Below are 17,944 nucleotides of genomic sequence, written 5' to 3' on the forward strand. Positions count from 1 at the left end.
GGCGTCAGACCTGTTGCTCGTGGGCGGCGGGATCCCAGGTGGCGGCGGCACGGCGCAGCCGGTCGTTGACGGCCCGCCCCAGACCGATGTCCGGTACCGGCTCCACGACGATCTCGGTCACCTTGGCGGCGTCCAGTCGGTGCAACGCGTCGAAAAGGCGGGCCGCCGCCTCGGTCAGGTCACCGGAGACGGAGAGCACCTCCACCGCCGCCCAGTCGCCCGCCGGCCCGTCCCGGAACGCCAGATACCCACGATCCGCACCCGCCGGCTCCGCGCCGGACACCAGCCGCAACCGCGTACGCGGCGCGTAGTGCGCGGCCAAGGTGCCCGGCGCGACCGGCTGCCCCGAGCTACCCGGCCGCACCGTCACCGGCCCGGTGACCTTCTCCAATTCCTCCACCGGCAACGCACCGAGCCGCAGCACCACCGGACGGTCCCCCCGGGCGTCCACGATCGTCGACTCGATCCCACAGCGGGTCGGCCCGCCATCGAGCACCAGGTCCACGGCCGCACCCAGCCCACGCACCACGTGCTCCGCACGGGTGGGACTGAGCTGACCGAACCGGTTCGCGCTAGGCGCGGCCACCGGCACCCCGGCGGCGGCGATCAGCCGCCGAGCGTGCTCGTGATCCGGTACCCGCACCGCCATGCTGTCCAGCCCGGACGTCACGATCGGCGGAATCTCGGCCGGTCGATCCACGATCAGGGTCAACGGCCCCGGCCAGAACCGGGCGGCCAGCGCCGCCACGGCCGGCGACACCGGACCCACCAGCGGCTCCAGATCCGCCGCGTCGGCCAGATGGGTGATCAGCGGATCGAAACTCGGCCGCTGCTTGGCCTCGAAGATCCGAGCCGCCGCCCGCGCGTCCAACGCGTTCGCCCCGAGCCCGTAGACGGTCTCCGTCGGAAACGCCACCAACCCACCCGTACGCAACACGGCAGCCGCCTCGCCGAGGTCACCGTCGGCAGGCAGGACACGGGGAGATCCGATGCTCACCCCTCCGACGCTAGCCTGCCGCCGACAACCTGCCGTGCGTCACCCCGGGGACGGCGATCGTTCGACCGGCGGACCCTGGCTACCGGCGAGGATCGGCCAGCCCCGAAGGTCAACTAGCTTTGACCGCGTCCACCCCACCAGGACAGGTTCGTCCTCGTCTCGGCAGGGTGTGGCAGCTCAGGCGGCCGGCCAGCAGACCGCAGGATATCGAGGAGAGCGACACCCAGCAGGACGACTGCGGCGGTGATTCCCGCCGCCAATGGCGGGACGGTCAGTAGCGGCACGCCGGTGGCGAGGAGCAGTGCGATTCCCACCCAACGGCGCGGAGAGATGCGGTCGAAGACCGCCCGTTCAAGAGCGGCCCTACCGAGCAGGTAGCAGACAGGACCGCCGATGATCATGACAAGCCAGGCGGGGTAGGTGGGTCCCATCGGGTGCAGCTGAATCAGTTCGTGCCCGACCGCGACGAACACGATTCCGAGGATCACCACCACGTGAGCGGCGCCGATGAAGCGGCCCAGAGCGGCCGGGTCGCTGGCATTGGCGACCGTCTCCTTCAGTACCTGCCCCACACGGTGGAAGTAGATCCGCCACAGCAGCACCGCGAGAACGAATGCCACAACCAGCCCGATGCTCTCGTAGCCGCCCGGTTGGCGCTGCCCGCTGGCGTAGCTGATGCCCGCCGCGAGGATCGTCTCGCCGAGGGCGATCAGGACCAATTGCTGAAAGCGGTCAGCGAGGTGATGGGGCGACAGCGCCCACGCCGATTCCCGCCCACGTCCCAAGCGGGGTAACGGCCAGCCCGACCGCGTCCCGCAATAGTCGACCACCACAGCCAAGGTCCAGAACATCACCCGCGCCGACCCGGAGTTCAGTGCTCCGACGGTCCACAGCAGTGCCACCGGAACGGACCAGAGCAGCGGCCGAAGGAGCATCCGAGCGAGCGGATGCCCACGGACGAAATAGCCGGTAACCAGCACGCGCCCGACGTGGGTGACGGCGAACGCCAGCGCGAAGGCAAGGCCGGCACCTTCGAAGGCGTACGGCACGCTCGCGCCCATGACCAGCAGCGCGAACGCCGTACCCAGGACCACCCACTGTGTCTGCGGAACTCGCGGATTGAACCGCGCGGTGACATAGGCGGTGATCATCCAAGTCCAGATGAGCGGTGCGAACAGCAGCATCATCTGCCCTATCGCGGTCCATCGCCTGGCGATGTCGGAGCCTTCCAGGCACGGTCCCTGAAGGCCGGACGCAGCCCGGGCCACCAACCGGTTGAGCGCGAACACCATCACCAGGTCGAAGAAGAGCTCCACATACGTGGCCTGCTGCGTGCTCTCCGGACCACGCAGCAACTCGGGCCCAGATCCCCGATTCGAACGCCGCCGGCCGCTAGCCACGCTCCCATCGCAGCCTATGCGGAGCGCCTTAGGGGCAGCTTCCAGCATCTGCGTGCGCACCATCCGAACCCGCGCCAACCTGGTCTCGGAAGACGGACAACCCGCGTTGTCTCTGCCCCGCCTGCCGATCAATCTCTGCCGAGGAAGCCGACCGATGGGTCGTGCGGTAGCCGCGCTCCCGCAGACGATGAGCGATGCGAACACCACAACGGTCACAGGGCGGCCGGAGCAGGGGACAGCGTGAACGGCTTGGCTGTACCGATGGCTGTACTCGGACCGAGATCAACCGAGGAAAGTGCTGGTGGAGCCCAGGGGACTCGAACCCCTAACCCCTGCCTTGCAAAGGCAGTGCTCTGCCAGTTGAGCTAGGGCCCCGTCGCGGCGCTGGTGCCGCAGGTCGGAGCGGACGGTGTCAGCGCAGGTCCGGTGAGGTGGTCGCCTCGTGCCAGAGGGCGCGCTCGTCGTTGGCTTCCTTGACCTTCTTGGCCACCACCGCGGCCACGCCGACGACACCGACCAGGATCAACAGCTTCTTGAACATCGGGGCTGCCCCTCACGCTCGACGTGCCGTCGGACCATGTGCGGTGGGGCTAGCTGGAATCGAACCAGCGACCTCAGAGTTATCAGCTCTGCGCTCTAACCGACTGAGCTATAGCCCCGCGTAGCGACGAGCAAGGTTAACCCATCCGCCCAGCGCCCCCCAAATCGGGGCCACGCCTGCCAGCCACCCCACGCCGCCCCCTGAACCTACCCGAGCAGCAGGACCCGGTACACCGGGTTAACGGTGCGCACGACCCCCGGCGGACCCCTCCCGCCGATGCGGCATCCCGCGCGATCCCGGCCGCCGCGCACCCCGCATGCGGCATCTCGCGTCGGACCCCGCCACCGACCCCGTGCGGACCTGGCCGCCGGAGACGTCGGTACGCGGCGTCCGCACCGGCAGAGCCGGCGCCACGGGTACGGAAGCGCCGGCCCGCACCGCCGTCGAGGGCGGTGCGGGCCGGCGTCGACGATCGTGTCAGTCCCGCTCGGCGAGGGTCAGCTCGATGCCGCCGACCAGGTCGGCGCAGACGTTGTAGACGAACGCGCCGAGGGTGGCCAGCGCGGTGAAAAGCACGACGTTCACCAGGCCGATCAACGCCGAACTGAAGATCACACCACGCGCGGTGATCTGGAAGCCCTCCGTGCTCTGCCCACCACCCGCGTTGACCAGGTCACCGAGGCTGTCGTTCACGCTGCTGAACACGCCCATCGCGTCCAACGCCAGGTACAGCACCGAGGTCGCCACGACGATGACGATGAACAGCACCACCGACACCGCGAAGGCGAACTTCATCACCGACCACGGGTCGATCCGCTTGAGGTTCAGCCGGGCCCGGCGCGGCCCGCGCGAGGCGGCCGAGCTGACCGAGGTACGCGCCGCGCGTACCGCCTCACCGACCCGCGCGGCACCCACCGCGGAGCTGACCCCCGGCGGCAGCCCACCACCGTTGGCCGGTCGGCCGAGCCCGAACGGCCGGGTGGCGTCCGGCTTCGGACCGACCCCGGTCACCCGGGGTTGGGTGCCGGTCGTGCCGGTGCTGGCCGCCGGCAGCACCCCGGTGGTGCCCACGGCGGGCTTGCCCGCCGAGGCGGTCGCCGACGGGGTGGGGGAAGGCTTACCGACGGATGTCGTGGTGGCCTCCGTGGCGCTGCCCCCCTCGGCCGACTTCGCCTCGGTGGCGTCGCCCTCCGACGCGTCTGTCGGCTTGTCGGGCGGTGGGGCCATACCGGGAGCCCGGGTGAATTTCGGGGCAGGCGCGTCGGCAGGGACGGTGGCCCGGCCCACGGCCGCGCGGCCGGTCGTTGGCGTGCCGCTCTTCGCGGCCTCCTCGTCGACCGGGTTGGCCGAGGTCCCCGCGTTCCCCGACTTCGCCTGTGTCTCCGTCATTCAACTAGTCCTGTTCGTCAGGCTCGTCGGCATTTCGAGCAATCGCCACGATAGTCACGCCGTCCGGAAGGTCCATCAGCTTGACCCCCATTGTGTTCCGGTCACGCGTACGGCGTACAGGCTTCACCGGAGTCCGGATGACGCCACCGTTGCTGGTGATAGCGAACAGCTCATCGTCCGGGTCGATCACGACAGCGCCGACCAGACCACCGCGTCGCTCGGTGATCTTCGCAGTCAGCACACCCTTACCTCCCCGGCCCTGCACCGGGTATTCCTCGATCGGGGTACGTTTCGCGTACCCGCCGTTCGTGGCCACGAGAACGTCCAGACCCTCCCGGACGACCTCCATGGCCAACAGTTCATCTTCCTCGCTGAAGCGCATGCCGATCACGCCGGAGGTGGCCCGACCCATCGGGCGTAGTGCCTCGTCCGTGGCGTTGAACCGGATCGCCTGGGCGTTCTTGGAGACCAGCAGCAGGTCGTCGGCGGGGCCGACGAGCGCAGCACCGACCAGCTCGTCCTCATCGCGCAGGTTGATCGCGATGATGCCGCCGGACCGGTTGGAGTCGAACTCCTCAAGCCGCGTCTTCTTCACCAGGCCGTTCTTCGTCGCCAGGACCAGGTAGGGAGCCACCTGGTAATTCGGGATCTCGATGATCTGTGCGATCTGCTCGTCCGGTTGGAAGGCGAGCAGGTTGGCCACGTGCTGCCCCTTGGCCACCCTACTGGCCTCCGGAAGCTCGTACGCCTTGGCCCGGTACACCCGCCCCTTGTTCGTGAAGAACAGCATCCAGTCGTGCGTCGAGCAGACGAAGAAGTGGCTGACGATGTCGTCCTGCCGCAGCGAGGCACCACTGACCCCCTTGCCACCCCGCCGCTGCGAGCGGTAAAGATCAACCTTGGTTCGCTTGGCGTACCCGGTCCGGGTGATCGTGACGACCACGTCCTCCCGCGCGATGAGGTCCTCCATCGAGACCTCGCCGTCGAACGGAATGATCTTGGTGCGTCGCTCGTCGCCCCACTTGGCGACGATCTCCCCCAGCTCCTCCGAGACGATCCGACGCTGCCGCTCCGGCTTGGCCAGAATGTCCTTGAGGTCGGCGATCTCGACCTCCAGCTTGGCCAACTCGTCGAGGAGCTTCTGCCGCTCCAGCGCGGCGAGCCGGCGCAGCTGCATGTCCAGGATCGCGGTGGCCTGGATCTCGTCGATCTCCAGCAGCCGGATCAGACCCTGCCGGGCGTCCTCCACCGTCGGCGAGCGCCGGATCAGGGCGATCACCTCGTCGAGCGCGTCCAGCGCCTTGGCCAGACCGCGCAGGATGTGCGCCCGCTCCTCCGCCTTACGCAGCCGGAACGCCGTCCGCCGCCGGATCACCTCGATCTGGTGCTCGACGTAGTAGCGGATGAACTTCGCCAGGTTCAGCGTGCGCGGCACCCCGTCGACAAGCGCCAGCATGTTGGCGCCGAAGGTTTCCTGCAGCTGGGTGTGCTTGTAGAGGTTGTTCAGCACCACCTTGGCGACCGCGTCGCGCTTGAGCACCAGGACGATCCGCATGCCGGTACGCCCCGAGGACTCGTCGCGGATGTCGGCGATCCCGCCGAGCTTGCCCTCCTTGATCAGCTCCGCCATCCGCTCGGCCAGGTTGTCCGGGTTCACCTGGTACGGCAGCTCGCTGACCACGAGCGCCGGCCGACCCCGCTTGTCCTCCTCAACCTCGACCACGGCCCGCATCCGGATCGAACCACGACCCGTGCGGTACGCGTCCTGGATCCCCGACTGCCCGACGATCAGACCGTGGGTGGGGAAGTCCGGGCCCTTGACGATCTCCAGCAGGGCTTCGAGGGTGGTGGCCTCGTCGGCCTCCGGGTTCTCCAGGCACCACTGCACCGCCGCGCCGATCTCGCGCAGATTGTGCGGCGGAATCTTGGTGGCCATGCCGACCGCGATGCCCTCGGAACCGTTGACCAGCAGGTTCGGGATCCGCGACGGCAGGATGGTGGGCTCCTTGGCCCGGCCGTCGTAGTTGTCCTGCAGGTCGACGGTGTCCTCGTCGATGTCCCGCAGCATCTCCATCGCCAGCGGGTCGAGCTTGCACTCGGTGTTGTGGCTGACGAACCCGTCGGAGACGAACGAGTGGTCGTCGGTGTCGACCCGGATGCTGTAGACCGGCTGCACACCGGCGTCCGCTACCTCGGCCACCTCGGCGTAGTAGAAACGCCCGTCGACAAGCGGCTCGACCACGTCGAGCACCTCGACGTTGGTGATCCGCGCGGCGATCTCGTCGCGGTCCCGCTCCCACCGCTCGACCCGGTCCACGTTGTGCCGGCGCAGCCAGTCCCGCTCGGTCCACCGGCTGGCGCCGTGCTCACGGATGAAGTCGCCGACCAACGGCACGTGGTCGCTGGAGAGGGCGGTGCTGCTCGCCGGCACCGAGGCCAGTTCGGACTCCAGCTTGGCCTGCTTGCGACCCAGGAAGCCGACCTGGGCGGCGAAGATCCGTGCGTCCCGGCGGTTGGTGACGACGACCTTGATCTCGCCGCTGTCGTACCGGCACTGCCGGCTGATCACGCCGAACTCCAGCAGCAACTGCTGCACCTCGCGGGCGAGCCGCTCGCTGCGGGTGGAGTACGAGATCTGGATGGTGTGGCGCGGCAGCAGCGAGGACGAGCCGTCGCCCTCGAAGATCGCCTGGAGGAAGGCCCGCTTGATGGCCGCCGGCCCCTGCCAGACGAACTCCGGCACGAACTTGTCAGCGCTGCGCGCGCCAACCAACTCACCGAGGATCGATCCCGAAAAGTCGGAAATCCAGCCGCGTAGCTTGTGCAGCGTCTTGCCGGTGATGGTCGTTTCGGTTCCGACCCAACGTCGATTACCCACGGCGAGGTCGTAAGCCGCCAGGACGCGGACAAAGAACTCCCGATCGCAGTTGTCGAAGCCGACGCGATCAGCAGATGTCCAGCCCTCACTGACATAAGCACCCGCGAGGACGGCGGCCTCGACGTGTTCCAGCATCGGGTAGCCGATCTCGTCCGGCACGCTGCGCTGAAGCACCACCCGATCACTGGGGGCGATCTCGGCGAGCAGCTTCCAGAGCAGGGTCGGCACGCCGGCCACGTCCACCAGGCAGAGCACCGGGTGGTTGTGGGTGCCGGTCAGCTCGTACCCCTCGCGGGTGCGCAGCCGCAGCGTCGGGTGCTCGCCGGAGTGGAAGAACTTCGAGGCGTGGACCAGGTCGCCGTTGCGGTCGCGGACCTTGAGCTCGATGTCGGTCTCGCTGCTCGACGCGGCGCCCGGCACCACGTCCCCGATCCGCACGCTTCCCATTGCGGTACGAATACGGGAATCTGCCGTAACGCAATACCTCATGGCCGCGGCCGGATCATTTCCGGGCGAGCCGAAGTTGCCGTTGCCGTCGACCAGGGGGTAGCGCAGCGACCAGGGCTGAGCCATCCGGACCAGCGCGTCGTAGATGGGTGAGTCGCCGTGCGGGTGGAACTGGCCCATCACGTCGCCGACGACCCGGGAGCACTTCACGTAGCCCCGGTCCGGCCGGTAGCCGGAGTCGAACATGGCGTACAGGATCTTGCGGTGGACCGGCTTGAGCCCGTCCCGGACGTCCGGCAGCGCCCGCCCGACGATGACGCTCATCGCGTAGTCGAGGTACGAGCGCTGCATCTCCACCTCGAGCCCGACCGGCTCGATCCGGTCGCGCGAGACGACGGCGGCCAGCGGCTCGGGGACCTCGGGCGTGTCAGGTGTGGACTCGGGGGAATCGGTCACTGTTAACCCTTATCAGACTGAGTGTCGCTTTTGCGCTGTGGATAACGGCTGTGGATACCGGCCAAGCTGTGGATAACTCTGTGGACCCGTACCGGGCCGGAACGCTCCGGCCCGGTGCGGCGTCCGTCAGATGTCCAGGAAGCGCACGTCCTTGGCGTTGCGCTGGATGAACGAGCGGCGCGCCTCCACGTCCTCGCCCATCAGCACGCTGAACAGCTCGTCGGCGGTTGCCGCGTCGTCCAGGGTGACCTGGCGCAGCGTACGGGTGGCCGGGTTCATCGTGGTCTCCCACAGCTCCGGGTAGTTCATCTCGCCGAGACCCTTGAACCGCTGGATGTCGTCCGGCTTGGCGCTCGCCTTCTTCTGTTGGCGCAGCGCGATCAGCCCGTCGCGTTCCCGGTCGGAGTACGCGTACTGCGCGTCGTCGCCCTTCCGGTTCCACTTGATCTTGTAGAGCGGCGGGGCGGCCAGGTAGACGTGGCCCAGTTCCACAAGTGGGCGCATGAAGCGGAACAGCAGGGTGAGCAGCAGCGTCTGGATGTGCTGGCCGTCGACGTCGGCGTCGGCCATCAGCACGATCTTGTGGTACCGCAGCTTCTCGATGTCGAAGTCGTCGTGGATGCCGGTGCCGAGCGCGGTGATCAGCGCCTGCACCTCGTTGTTCTTCAGCACCCGGTCGATCCGGGCCTTCTCCACGTTCAGGATCTTGCCGCGGATCGGCAGGATCGCCTGGGTGCGGGGGTCGCGTCCCTGCTTGGCCGAGCCGCCGGCCGAGTCACCCTCGACGATGAACACCTCGGACTCGCGCGGGTCGGTGGACTGGCAGTCGGCCAGCTTGCCCGGCATCGAGCCGGATTCCAGCAGCGACTTGCGTCGGGCCAGCTTGCGGGCCTGTTGGGCGGCGATCCGGGCGCGGGCGGCCTGGGAGGCCTTGGTGATGATGATCTTCGCTTCGGCGGGGTTGCGGTCCAGCCAGTCGACCAGCCGGTCGTTGCAGACCCGCTGGACAAAGCTCTTGACCGGCGTGTTGCCGAGCTTGGTCTTGGTCTGGCCCTCGAACTGCGGGTTGGTCAGCTTGACCGAGATGATCGCGGCGAGGCCCTCACGGATGTCCTCGCCGGAGAGCTTCTCGTCGCCCTTGAGCAGCTTCTTGTCCGCACCGTAGCGGTTGACGACGCTTGTCAACGCGGCCCGGAAGCCCTCCTCGTGGGTGCCGCCCTCGTGGGTGTTGATGTTGTTGGCGAAGGTGTAGACCGACTCGCCGTACGACTCGTTCCACTGCATGGCGATCTCGAGCGACATGCCCTCTTCCTCGGCACCGTACTCGATCACCGTCTTGTGGATCGGGGTCTTCGAGGCGTTGAGGTGCCGGACGAAGTCGGCGATGCCGCCGTCGTACTTGAAGGTGACTTCGCGGAGCTTGCCCTCCTCGCCCTCCGCGACCCGCTCGTCCAGCAGGTGGATGGTGAGGCCACGGGTCAGGAACGCCATCTCCTGGAGCCGGCGGTAGATCGTCTGGAGGTCGAAGTCGACGGTCTCGAAGACGTCCGGGTCGGGCCAGAACGAGACCGCCGAGCCGGTGCGGTCGGTCGACTCGCCCTTCTCCAGGGCGGTCGGCTTGGAGTGGTGGTACTGCTGCCGCCACACGAAGCCGTCCTTGTGGATCTCCACCGCCATTCTGGTGGAGAGGGCGTTGACCACGCTGACGCCGACGCCGTGCAGGCCGCCGGAGACCGCGTACGCCTTGCCGTCGAACTTGCCGCCCGCGTGCAGGACGGTCAGGGCCACCTCGACACCCGGCTTCTTGAGCTTGGGGTGCAGGTCGACCGGGAAGCCCCGGCCGTTGTCGGTGACCCGGACGCCGCCGTCGGCGAGCAGCACCACGTCGATGGTGTCGCAGTAGCCGGCCAGCGCCTCGTCCACCGCGTTGTCAACGACCTCCCACACGAGGTGGTGCAGACCGCGTTCGCCGGTGGACCCGATGTACATACCGGGCCGCTTGCGGACCGCCTCCAGCCCTTCGAGAACGGTGATCGACTCGGCGCCGTACTGCTGATTTTCCTGCGCTGCCACCCTCGGCCACTTTCTCGCGCCCGGCGCGCCACGGGGCACGTCGAACGCGGGTTCGGCGGACGGACACGACGGCGGCACGCGGACCGGCACCGGGGACATCCGGGGTACGGGCCGAACGCGCCGGTCGCCGCGGTCGCCCGCGGATCGCGATCGGCTCGACCCGAGTCGGACGGATGATCGCGGGCCCGCACCGGACCCGTGACCCGTCACTCCGCACCGGGTCTTCGTCTCACGCCAATCTTACTGTGCGCGGGCGATAGAACCACTACTCGGCACCCCTTCGCAGCGGCTCAGATCTCCGTAGCGGGCCGAATCGCGCTGTCCGCGACTCCCCCTACACGCCATGGCATGATCAACGGATCTGTCGCGTGACGGCGCTGCCGGGTGCGACGGTGAGCGGTGGGCGGTAATGCGCGGTACGACCCGGGACGGGCGATCCTCGGCCCTCGGGTTGCCGGAGCGGCCTTGATCTTTCACCGTTGGAACCGGACGATCGACCCGATCCACTCGCCCGTGCCTTGAGAGGTGACACCAGATGGGGCTGGACAACGTCGCGGTTCAGTGGCCGCGGACCGGCCGCTTCTACGACCCGGTCGCACCGGCCGAGTTCGTCGACTTCGGCGACATCGTCGAGGTGCCGGGAATCTCGGCGCCGACCGCCGCGCTCGCCGAGCTGATCGCGAAGACAGGCACGGTCCGGGCCACCGCGTACACCGAGGTGGTGGATCTGATCCTCGGACTCGATGGTGTGCTGTACGCCACAGACGCCGCCGCCGAGGACGAGGATCCGGTGATCGACCCGGACGGGTGCGGTTGGATCGCGGGCGGCATCGAACGCTTCGTCGCCGCGCACCGTCCGCACGGTGAGGCGGTCACCTTCGAGTCGGTGGGTACGGTGCTGCGGTCGCTGCTGGCCGACGGTCGCCTGGCCGAGCAGCAGCTGCGGTGGCTGGACAGCCGGTTGGACGCGCTGCGCGACGACAGTGGTGCCGCGCCCCAGTGGACCTTCACCTGCGCGGAGCTGAGCGTGCTCGCCGCCTTCTACCGACGCTGCGCCGACAACGGCTTCGCCATCTACGCCGAGTCGGCGGCACCTCGCCGGGCGGCGCAGTCGTAGCGGTCGCCCGCACCGGGTGGGGCGGCCGTCAGCCGTAGGTGTCGCGGGGGCCCCGGCCGCGTACCCGGCGCGGGCCACGTGACCATGAGGGGGCTGCCGGGCCGTGGATGTGCAGTTTGCGAACCACGTTGTGGCCGACCTCGCGGGCGATCTGCTGCAACAGCGAGCCGGCGAGCAGCCGTAGCTGCGTCGCCCAGGCCGTGGAGCGGGCCTCGACGGTCAGTTCGCCGTTCTCCAGCTTCACCGGCCGGCTGTGTTGGGCGACCTCCGCGCCGACCACCCGTTCCCAGGCACCGAAGACGGTGGCTTCGGCGGCCGGCTGTTGCCAGCCCCGGGCCTTCACTAGCCGGTTGAGCACGGCACCGAGGGGTTGCGGATCGCGGGGGTCCGGGCCGGGGCCGGAGTAGCCGCGCAGCCGGCGCTCACCGTCGCCGGCACCGGTCGCGCCGCGCCGCCGGGGACGGCCGGCGGCTTCGCGCCGCGCCTTCGCCGCGTCCAGCACCGCGCGGGCCAGTTGCGGTCCGGTGACACCCTCGCCGCCGTCGGTCGCCGGCACGGTGTCGCCGGACGCCGCCGTGGGCGCTGCGGCTGCCGGCTCCGTCGGGCGGCCGGCGGACTTGTCGGTTCGGCCGCCGTCGCCGGTGCCGCCCTTGCCCGCGGTACGCGCACCGCGTCGTGCGGCCGACCCACGCGGCTGCCCGGTGGGCGCGCTGTCCGGCTGCGGTGGTTCAGTCGGCACGGCGTATCGCCCCCTCCGTCACCTCGTACCGGGCGCCCCGCAGGGCGGCTGGCACGTCGTCGGCGACCGCGCAGGTCACCAGCAGTTGACTGGCGCCGCCGACGAGTTCGGCGAGCCGGTCCCGCCGGCCGGCGTCCAGTTCGGCGAAGACGTCGTCGAGTACCAGGACCGGCTCGATGCCGTCGTCGCGCAGCAGGTCGTAGCCGGCCAGCCGCAGCGCGAGCGCGTACGACCAGGATTCGCCGTGGCTGGCGTAGCCCTTGGCCGGCAGCGGGCCGAGGGTGAGGGTGAGGTCGTCGCGGTGCGGGCCGACCAGGGTGGTGCCACGTTCGATCTCGGCGGGACGGGACTCCGCCAACGCGCTGGTGAGCACCGCTGCGAGGGCGTCCCGGTCGGTGGTGGGTTCGACGAGGTCGACCGAGGGCCGGTAGCTGATTCCCGCCGCGCCCCGGCCGGCGGCCACCGCGTCGTACGCCTTGGTCACGTGGGGCGCGAGGGCGGCGACCAGTTCCAGCCGCCCGGCGAGCAGCTCGGCGCCGTGCCGGGCCAGGTGGGTGTCCCAGACGGCGAGGGTGGACAGGTCGCCGCCCCGCGTTCCGCCGGTCTTGCGGGCGAGGTACGCGGTACGCAGCAGCGCGTTGCGTTGTTTGACCACCCGTTCGTAGTCGGCGCGCACCCCGGCGTAGCGGGGTTGGCGCAGCACCAGCAGGTCGTCGAGGTAGCGGCGGCGTTCCGCCGGGTCGCCCCGGACCAGTTCGAGGTCCTCCGGGGCGAAGAGGACCAGCCGTAGCGCGCCCAGCACGTCGCGGGCCCGACGGGCCGGGGAGCGGCCGAGGCGGGCCCGGTTGGCCTTGCCCGGGACGATCTCCAGCTCCACCAGGAGTTCGCGGCCGTCGTGCACCACCGCGCAGCGGATCACCGCGGCGGCGGCGCCCATCCGCACCAGCGGGGCGTCGGTGGCGACGCGGTGGGAGTCGAGGGTCGCGACGTAGCCGAGCGCCTCGACCAGGTTCGTCTTGCCGACGCCGTTGGCGCCGATCAGGACGTTCGGGCCCGGTTCGAGGTCGACGTCGATCCGCTCGTAGGAGCGGAAGTCGACGAGTTCGAGCCGGCGGACGTACACGGGGCCGCGGTGCCGGTCAGGGCTTGCGTACGGCGTGCCCACCGAACTGCTGCCGCAGCGCGGAGACGGCCTTGAGCGCTGGAGAGTCCTCCTGCCGGGAGGAGAAGCGGGCGAACAGCGAGGCGGTGATGACGTTCAGCGGCACGGCGAGCCGGACCGCCTCGTCCACCGTCCAGCGCCCCTCGCCGGTGTCCTCGGTGTAGTCGCTGAGCTGGGTCAGCTCGGGGTCCTCGTCGAGGGCCCGGTCGAGCAGGTCCAGCAGCCAGGAGCGGACGACGGTGCCCTCGCGCCAGGACTTGATCACACCGGGCACGTTCGTGACCAGCTCGGAGGCGGCCATCAGCTCGTAGCCCTCGGCGTAGGCGTGCATCAGGCCGTACTCGATGCCGTTGTGCACCATCTTGGCGTAGTGACCGGCGCCGACCGGACCGGCGTGCACGAAGCCGTACTCGCCGTCGGGCTTGAGCGCGTCGAAGATCGGCATTAGCCGGTCGACGTGGTCCTGCGCGCCGCCGACCATCAGGCCGTAGCCGTTCTGCCGGCCCCACACCCCGCCGGAGACGCCCACGTCGACGTAGCCGATGCCGCGTTCGTGCAGCCGCTCCGCCCGGGGTGCGTCCTCGCTGAACCGCGAGTTGCCGCCGTCGATGATGAGGTCGCCCTCGTCCAGCACGGCGGCCACCTCGTCGATGGTGGCGTCGGTGACGGCGGCGGGCACCATCACCCACACCGCGCGGGGTGCGTCCAGCTTCTCGGCCAGTTCAGCCATGCTGGCGACATCGCTGCGCTCCAGGTTGTGGTCGAGACCGACCACCTCGTGACCGGCGGTGCGCAGCCGTTCGCGCATGTTGCCGCCCATCCGGCCGAGTCCTACCAGGCCGAGCTGCATCTCTGGTGACCTTTCGTGGGTGCGGTTGACTCTGCCGGTCAGCGGGACACGCGGATCGGCATGATGAGGTACCGGTACCCACCGATGAGCTCGCCATCCTCACCGGCGGGGGAAATCACCGCGGGCTTGAAGGCGTCGACGAAGTGCAGCACGGCGAACTGGGTGCCGAGGTTGGACAACCCGTCGATGAGGTACTGCGGGTTGAACCCGATGGTCAACGGTTCGCCGGTGAAGCTGGCCTCCATGGCCTCGCTGGCCCGGGCCTCCTCGGTGCCGCCGGCCTCCACCACCAGCCCGTCGGCGCTGAAGCTGAGCAGCACGGGGGTGGCGCGTTCGGCGACCAGGGCGACCCGCTTGACCACCTCGATGAGGGTGCTGACCGGCACCTGGGCGGCGGCGTTGTGGCTGGCCGGGAAGAGCGAGCGGACCGGCGGGTAGTTGGCGCCGTCGAGCAGCCGGCTGGTGGTCCGTCGGGTGCCACCGGAGAAACCGATCATGCCTTCGCCGGCGGCGCCCTGGGACAGGGCCAGGACTACCTGGCCGCCGAGGGGGCCGAGGGTCTTGGCGGTGTCGTTGAGCGTCCGGGCGGGGACCAACGCGTTGAGGCTGATCTCCGGGTCGTCGGGGTTCCACTCCATCTCGCGCAGCGCCAGCCGGTACCGGTCGGTGGCGAGCATGGCCAGATTGCCGCCGGACAGTTCGATGCGTACGCCGGTCATCATCGGCAGCGTCTCGTCGCGGCTCGCGGCGACCGCCACCTGTGCCACCGCGGCGGCGAACGCCGCCGCGTCGATGGTGCCGGCGCTGGCGGGCATCTCGGGCAGGGTGGGGTAGTCCTCCACCGGCATGGTGGGCAGGGTGAACCGGGCGCTGCCACAGACCAGTTCGAGATGCGCGCCGACGGCGGCGATGTCGACGGGCTTGGCGGGTAGCGCCTTGGTGATCTCGGCGAGCAGCCGCCCGGAGACCAGCGCGGCGCCGTCGGCGTCGCCCTGCACCTCGACGGTGACCTGGCTACTGACCTCGTAGTCGAAGCCGGAGACCTGCAGGCTGCCGTCGGTGACGCGCAGCAACACCCCGGCCAGCACCGGTACGGACGGCCGGTTGGGCAGGCTCTTGGCGGTCCAGGCCACGGCTTCGGCGAGCGCGTCGCGCTCCACTCGGAACTTCATCAATGCCTCCGCGTCGACGTCGACGTCGTCAACTCTCTCATGCCGGACGCTGCCCACCGACCCGCCTGGCGTGCGGGTACCCCTCGCACCTTAGGGCGCGAGGGTATCGGCTGTGTGCCCGACCCCGTGGATCGTGTCGCTGCTGACGGGTCTGTCCGGCAGCTGTCGACCGATCCACAGGAAGTCCAACGGTGATGATTGGTTTTTGTTCTTTCAGAAGAGATAACTCATCGTCTTCATCGCACCTGTGCAAACTGTGGAGAACCCGAGTATGGGCAGGTCAGGTGCGTTCTCCACAGGTGGGTTCGCTGTGGATGAGCGGGGGTGAAACCCGCCTGGCGATCCACAGGCGGCCCTCGTGCACACGGTTGTCCACCGTCGTCCACCGGTTGTCCACCGGTAATCCACCGACTTTCTCCCCAGACCTGTGGATCGCCGCGCGCGTCTCGTCCGCCGTCATCCCCAGAACCTTCAACAGCTTCCCCACAGGCGGTGGGCCGGTGGTGGACAACGGCGGTCGTTGTCCCCAGGCGTCCACAGCGGTCCACAGCGTTGTCCCCAGGGTTTCTCCACAGGCTGTGGGTAACTGGTTGTTGACGGGGTGTGTTCATCCACCGGCGGTGGACAACAAGCTGTGGACAACGAGTGGCGCGCGGTGTGGACACGACTTCGATCGTGTGGCCTACACCTCGTCGAGGGTCAACCCGGTGAGCGCGAGAAAGGGCCCGACCGTGATCGGCCGGACCCTCACCGTGATCGTGCGGGGGCGTACCCCTCAGGTGTTCTGCTTGATCCGGTTGGTCAGCTCGGCGATCTGGTTGTAGAGCGAGCGCCGTTCGGCCATCTGTTGGCGGATCTTGCGGTCGGCGTGCATCACGGTGGTGTGGTCACGCCCACCGAAGGCCTGGCCGATCCGGGGCAGCGACAGGTCGGTCAGCTCGCGACACAGGTACATGGCGACCTGGCGGGCGTTCACCAGCACCCGCGACCGGGAGTGCCCGCGCAGGTCCTCCAGGCTGACCCCGAAGTAGTCGGCGGTGGAGACCATGATCTGGTCGGCGGTGATCTCCGGCCCGGCGCCGTCCGGGATGAAGTCCCGGAGCACCTCCTCGGCCAGCGACAGCTCCACGCTCGACCGGGTCAGGCTGGCGAACGCGGTGACCCGGATCAGCGCCCCCTCCAGTTCCCGGATCGAGTTCGACACCCGGGAGGCGATGAACTCCAGCACGTCCGGCGGGGCGAAGAGGCGCTCCTGCGCGGCCTTCTTCTGCAGGATCGCGATCCGTGTCTCCAGGTCCGGTGGCTGGATGTCGGCGAGCAGGCCCCACTCGAACCGGGTCCGTAGCCGGTCCTCCAGCGTCGCCAGCTGCTTGGGCGAGCGATCTGAGGTGATCACGATCTGCTTGTTGGCGTTGTGCAGGGTGTTGAACGTGTGGAAGAACTCCTCCTGGGTCCGCTCGCGGTTCTCCAGGAACTGGATGTCGTCGATCAGCAGGATGTCGACGTCGCGGTAGCGGCGTTGGAAGGCGCTGGTCTTGTCGTCCCGCAGCGAGTTGATGAAGTCGTTCGTGAATTCCTCGGTGGAGACGTACCGGACCGAGCGGGCGTTGCCCAGCGTGGTGGCGTAGTGGCCGATGGCGTGCAGCAGGTGGGTCTTGCCCAGTCCCGAGCTGCCGTAGATGAACAGCGGGTTGTACGCCTTCGCCGGTGACTCGGCCACCGCCACGGAGGCGGCGTGCGCGAAGCGGTTGGACGACCCGATGACGAACGTCTCGAACATGTACTTCGGGTTGAGACGGTTGCCGCCACTGTCCGCGCCGGTCGGCAGCCGCCGATCGTCCCGGCCGACCGGCCGGTGATCCGCACCGCCGCGGCCGGGCCCGCTGTCGGTGGCGCCGTCGGTTGGTATGGCCCGGATCACGTGCTGGTCGCGGGGCGAGACGCCGGAGTCGTCGCCGTAGCGGGGCGCGAAGCCGCGCGGGCCGGTGGTGGCTCGGTCCAGGTGCCCACCCTGATCGACGAAGCCCAACCGCTCCGACGCCCGCCGTCCGGTGCTCTCCGCCGGCGGAACGGGCTCGCCGAACCCGGCGCCGAAGAGGCTCTCCTGCCCGCCGGAGCCCGCGGTACGGGAATCGTCCTCGACGGGCGGTGCGTCCGACGGTGCCGGCCGGTCGAACCGGCCCGGGTGCGGCTGCTCGGGAATCAGTGGGAGCTGCCGTCCGCTGTCGGGACCGGTCGACCGGTCGTTCTCGCCGGGACCGTGGTCCATCGAGTTCGATTCGGGAGTGCTGCGGTAGACGGTGCCGGTGGCACGGCCGTCCTCCGGTACCCGGACGGTGACGGCGACCTGGACCGGTCGGCCCAGCCGGCGGGTCAACGCCTCGGTGATGGCCGGGCGCAGCCGGGACTCGATCACGTCGCGGGTGAAGGCGTCCGGCACGGAGAGCAGGACGGTGTCCTCGACGATCGCGCGCAGGCGGGTCAGCCGCAGGTATGCCCGCTGCTGCGCGGAAATGATCTCGTCAGCGAGTTCGTCGGTCGTCGCCGTCCACACCGCGGCAAGGTCGGTCGTACCGGCCACCGTCGTGCCACCCCCTCGCCTCTGCTCCCGGACGCCGCCGTCTTCCGGTGGCCCGATACCGGCGGGCGAGATGACGCCACCCACCCGATCGCCGCACCCGGTCGTTCTCCACAAGTTATCCACAGCCTGTGTACCGACCGAT

At 69.4% G+C, this 17,944-nt stretch carries 12 protein-coding genes and 2 tRNA genes; 1 reads left to right on the forward strand and 13 read right to left on the reverse strand.

Annotated features, from left to right (window positions below; genetic code table 11):
- Nucleotides 1-4: 4 nt before the first annotated feature.
- The 8 genes from O7605_RS19755 to gyrB all read right to left on the reverse strand — a co-directional run bounded on the left by O7605_RS19755 (nt 5) and on the right by gyrB (nt 10,181).
- Entirely contained in the window at nt 5-973 is a 969-nt protein-coding gene (locus O7605_RS19755) for an L-threonylcarbamoyladenylate synthase (RefSeq protein ID WP_269742691.1), read from the reverse strand.
- A 137-nt stretch (nt 974-1,110) separates the two neighbouring features.
- Entirely contained in the window at nt 1,111-2,313 is a 1,203-nt protein-coding gene (locus O7605_RS19760; protein WP_269740540.1) for a low temperature requirement protein A, read from the reverse strand.
- Nucleotides 2,314-2,696: 383 nt separating this feature from the next.
- A tRNA-Ala gene (locus O7605_RS19765) sits at nt 2,697-2,772 on the reverse strand.
- A 37-nt stretch (nt 2,773-2,809) separates the two neighbouring features.
- The gene (locus O7605_RS19770) at nt 2,810-2,938 is read right to left on the reverse strand and encodes a DLW-39 family protein (RefSeq protein ID WP_210936323.1); all 129 of its coding nucleotides are present in this window, start codon (nt 2,936-2,938) and stop codon (nt 2,810-2,812) included.
- A 44-nt stretch (nt 2,939-2,982) separates the two neighbouring features.
- Nucleotides 2,983-3,056, reverse strand: a tRNA-Ile gene (locus O7605_RS19775).
- A 359-nt stretch (nt 3,057-3,415) separates the two neighbouring features.
- On the reverse strand, nt 3,416-4,327 hold the full coding sequence (locus O7605_RS19780; RefSeq protein WP_269740541.1) for a DUF3566 domain-containing protein: 912 nt from the start codon (nt 4,325-4,327) through the stop codon (nt 3,416-3,418).
- 4 nt (nt 4,328-4,331) lie between these two features.
- A complete protein-coding gene (gyrA, locus tag O7605_RS19785) occupies nt 4,332-8,108 on the reverse strand; it encodes an intein-containing DNA gyrase subunit A (protein WP_269740542.1) in 3,777 nt (1,258 codons plus the stop codon).
- Nucleotides 8,109-8,234: 126 nt separating this feature from the next.
- A complete protein-coding gene (gene gyrB, locus O7605_RS19790) occupies nt 8,235-10,181 on the reverse strand; it encodes a DNA topoisomerase (ATP-hydrolyzing) subunit B (protein ID WP_269740543.1) in 1,947 nt (648 codons plus the stop codon).
- Between the two features lie 535 nt (nt 10,182-10,716).
- On the opposite strand from gyrB, the gene O7605_RS19795 reads away from it, so the two are divergent.
- Nucleotides 10,717-11,298 carry a hypothetical protein gene (locus O7605_RS19795; protein WP_269740544.1) on the forward strand — a complete coding sequence of 194 codons (582 nt, stop codon included), beginning with the start codon at nt 10,717-10,719 and terminating at the stop codon, nt 11,296-11,298.
- 28 nt (nt 11,299-11,326) lie between these two features.
- Here O7605_RS19795 and O7605_RS19800 read toward each other — a convergent pair whose 3' ends face one another.
- From O7605_RS19800 to dnaA, 5 genes are all read right to left on the reverse strand, one after another.
- Nucleotides 11,327-11,854 (reverse strand): DciA family protein, encoded by a 528-nt coding sequence (locus tag O7605_RS19800; protein WP_269742692.1) that lies wholly within the window; start codon nt 11,852-11,854, stop codon nt 11,327-11,329.
- A 172-nt stretch (nt 11,855-12,026) separates the two neighbouring features.
- Complete coding sequence (recF, locus tag O7605_RS19805; protein WP_269740545.1) at nt 12,027-13,160, reverse strand: DNA replication/repair protein RecF; 1,134 nt, start codon at nt 13,158-13,160, stop codon at nt 12,027-12,029.
- 16 nt (nt 13,161-13,176) lie between these two features.
- Nucleotides 13,177-14,049: a phosphogluconate dehydrogenase (NAD(+)-dependent, decarboxylating) gene (gene gnd / locus O7605_RS19810; RefSeq protein WP_269740546.1), complete on the reverse strand. Its 873-nt coding sequence runs from the start codon at nt 14,047-14,049 to the stop codon at nt 13,177-13,179.
- A gap of 38 nt (nt 14,050-14,087) precedes the next feature.
- Nucleotides 14,088-15,221 (reverse strand): DNA polymerase III subunit beta, encoded by a 1,134-nt coding sequence (gene dnaN / locus O7605_RS19815; protein ID WP_269740547.1) that lies wholly within the window; start codon nt 15,219-15,221, stop codon nt 14,088-14,090.
- A gap of 775 nt (nt 15,222-15,996) precedes the next feature.
- Nucleotides 15,997-17,802 (reverse strand): chromosomal replication initiator protein DnaA, encoded by a 1,806-nt coding sequence (gene dnaA, locus O7605_RS19820; protein ID WP_269740548.1) that lies wholly within the window; start codon nt 17,800-17,802, stop codon nt 15,997-15,999.
- Between the last annotated feature and the right edge of the window lie 142 nt (nt 17,803-17,944).

This window comes from Verrucosispora sp. WMMA2121 (assembly GCF_027460185.1).
Classification (GTDB): domain Bacteria; phylum Actinomycetota; class Actinomycetes; order Mycobacteriales; family Micromonosporaceae; genus Micromonospora; species Micromonospora palythoicola.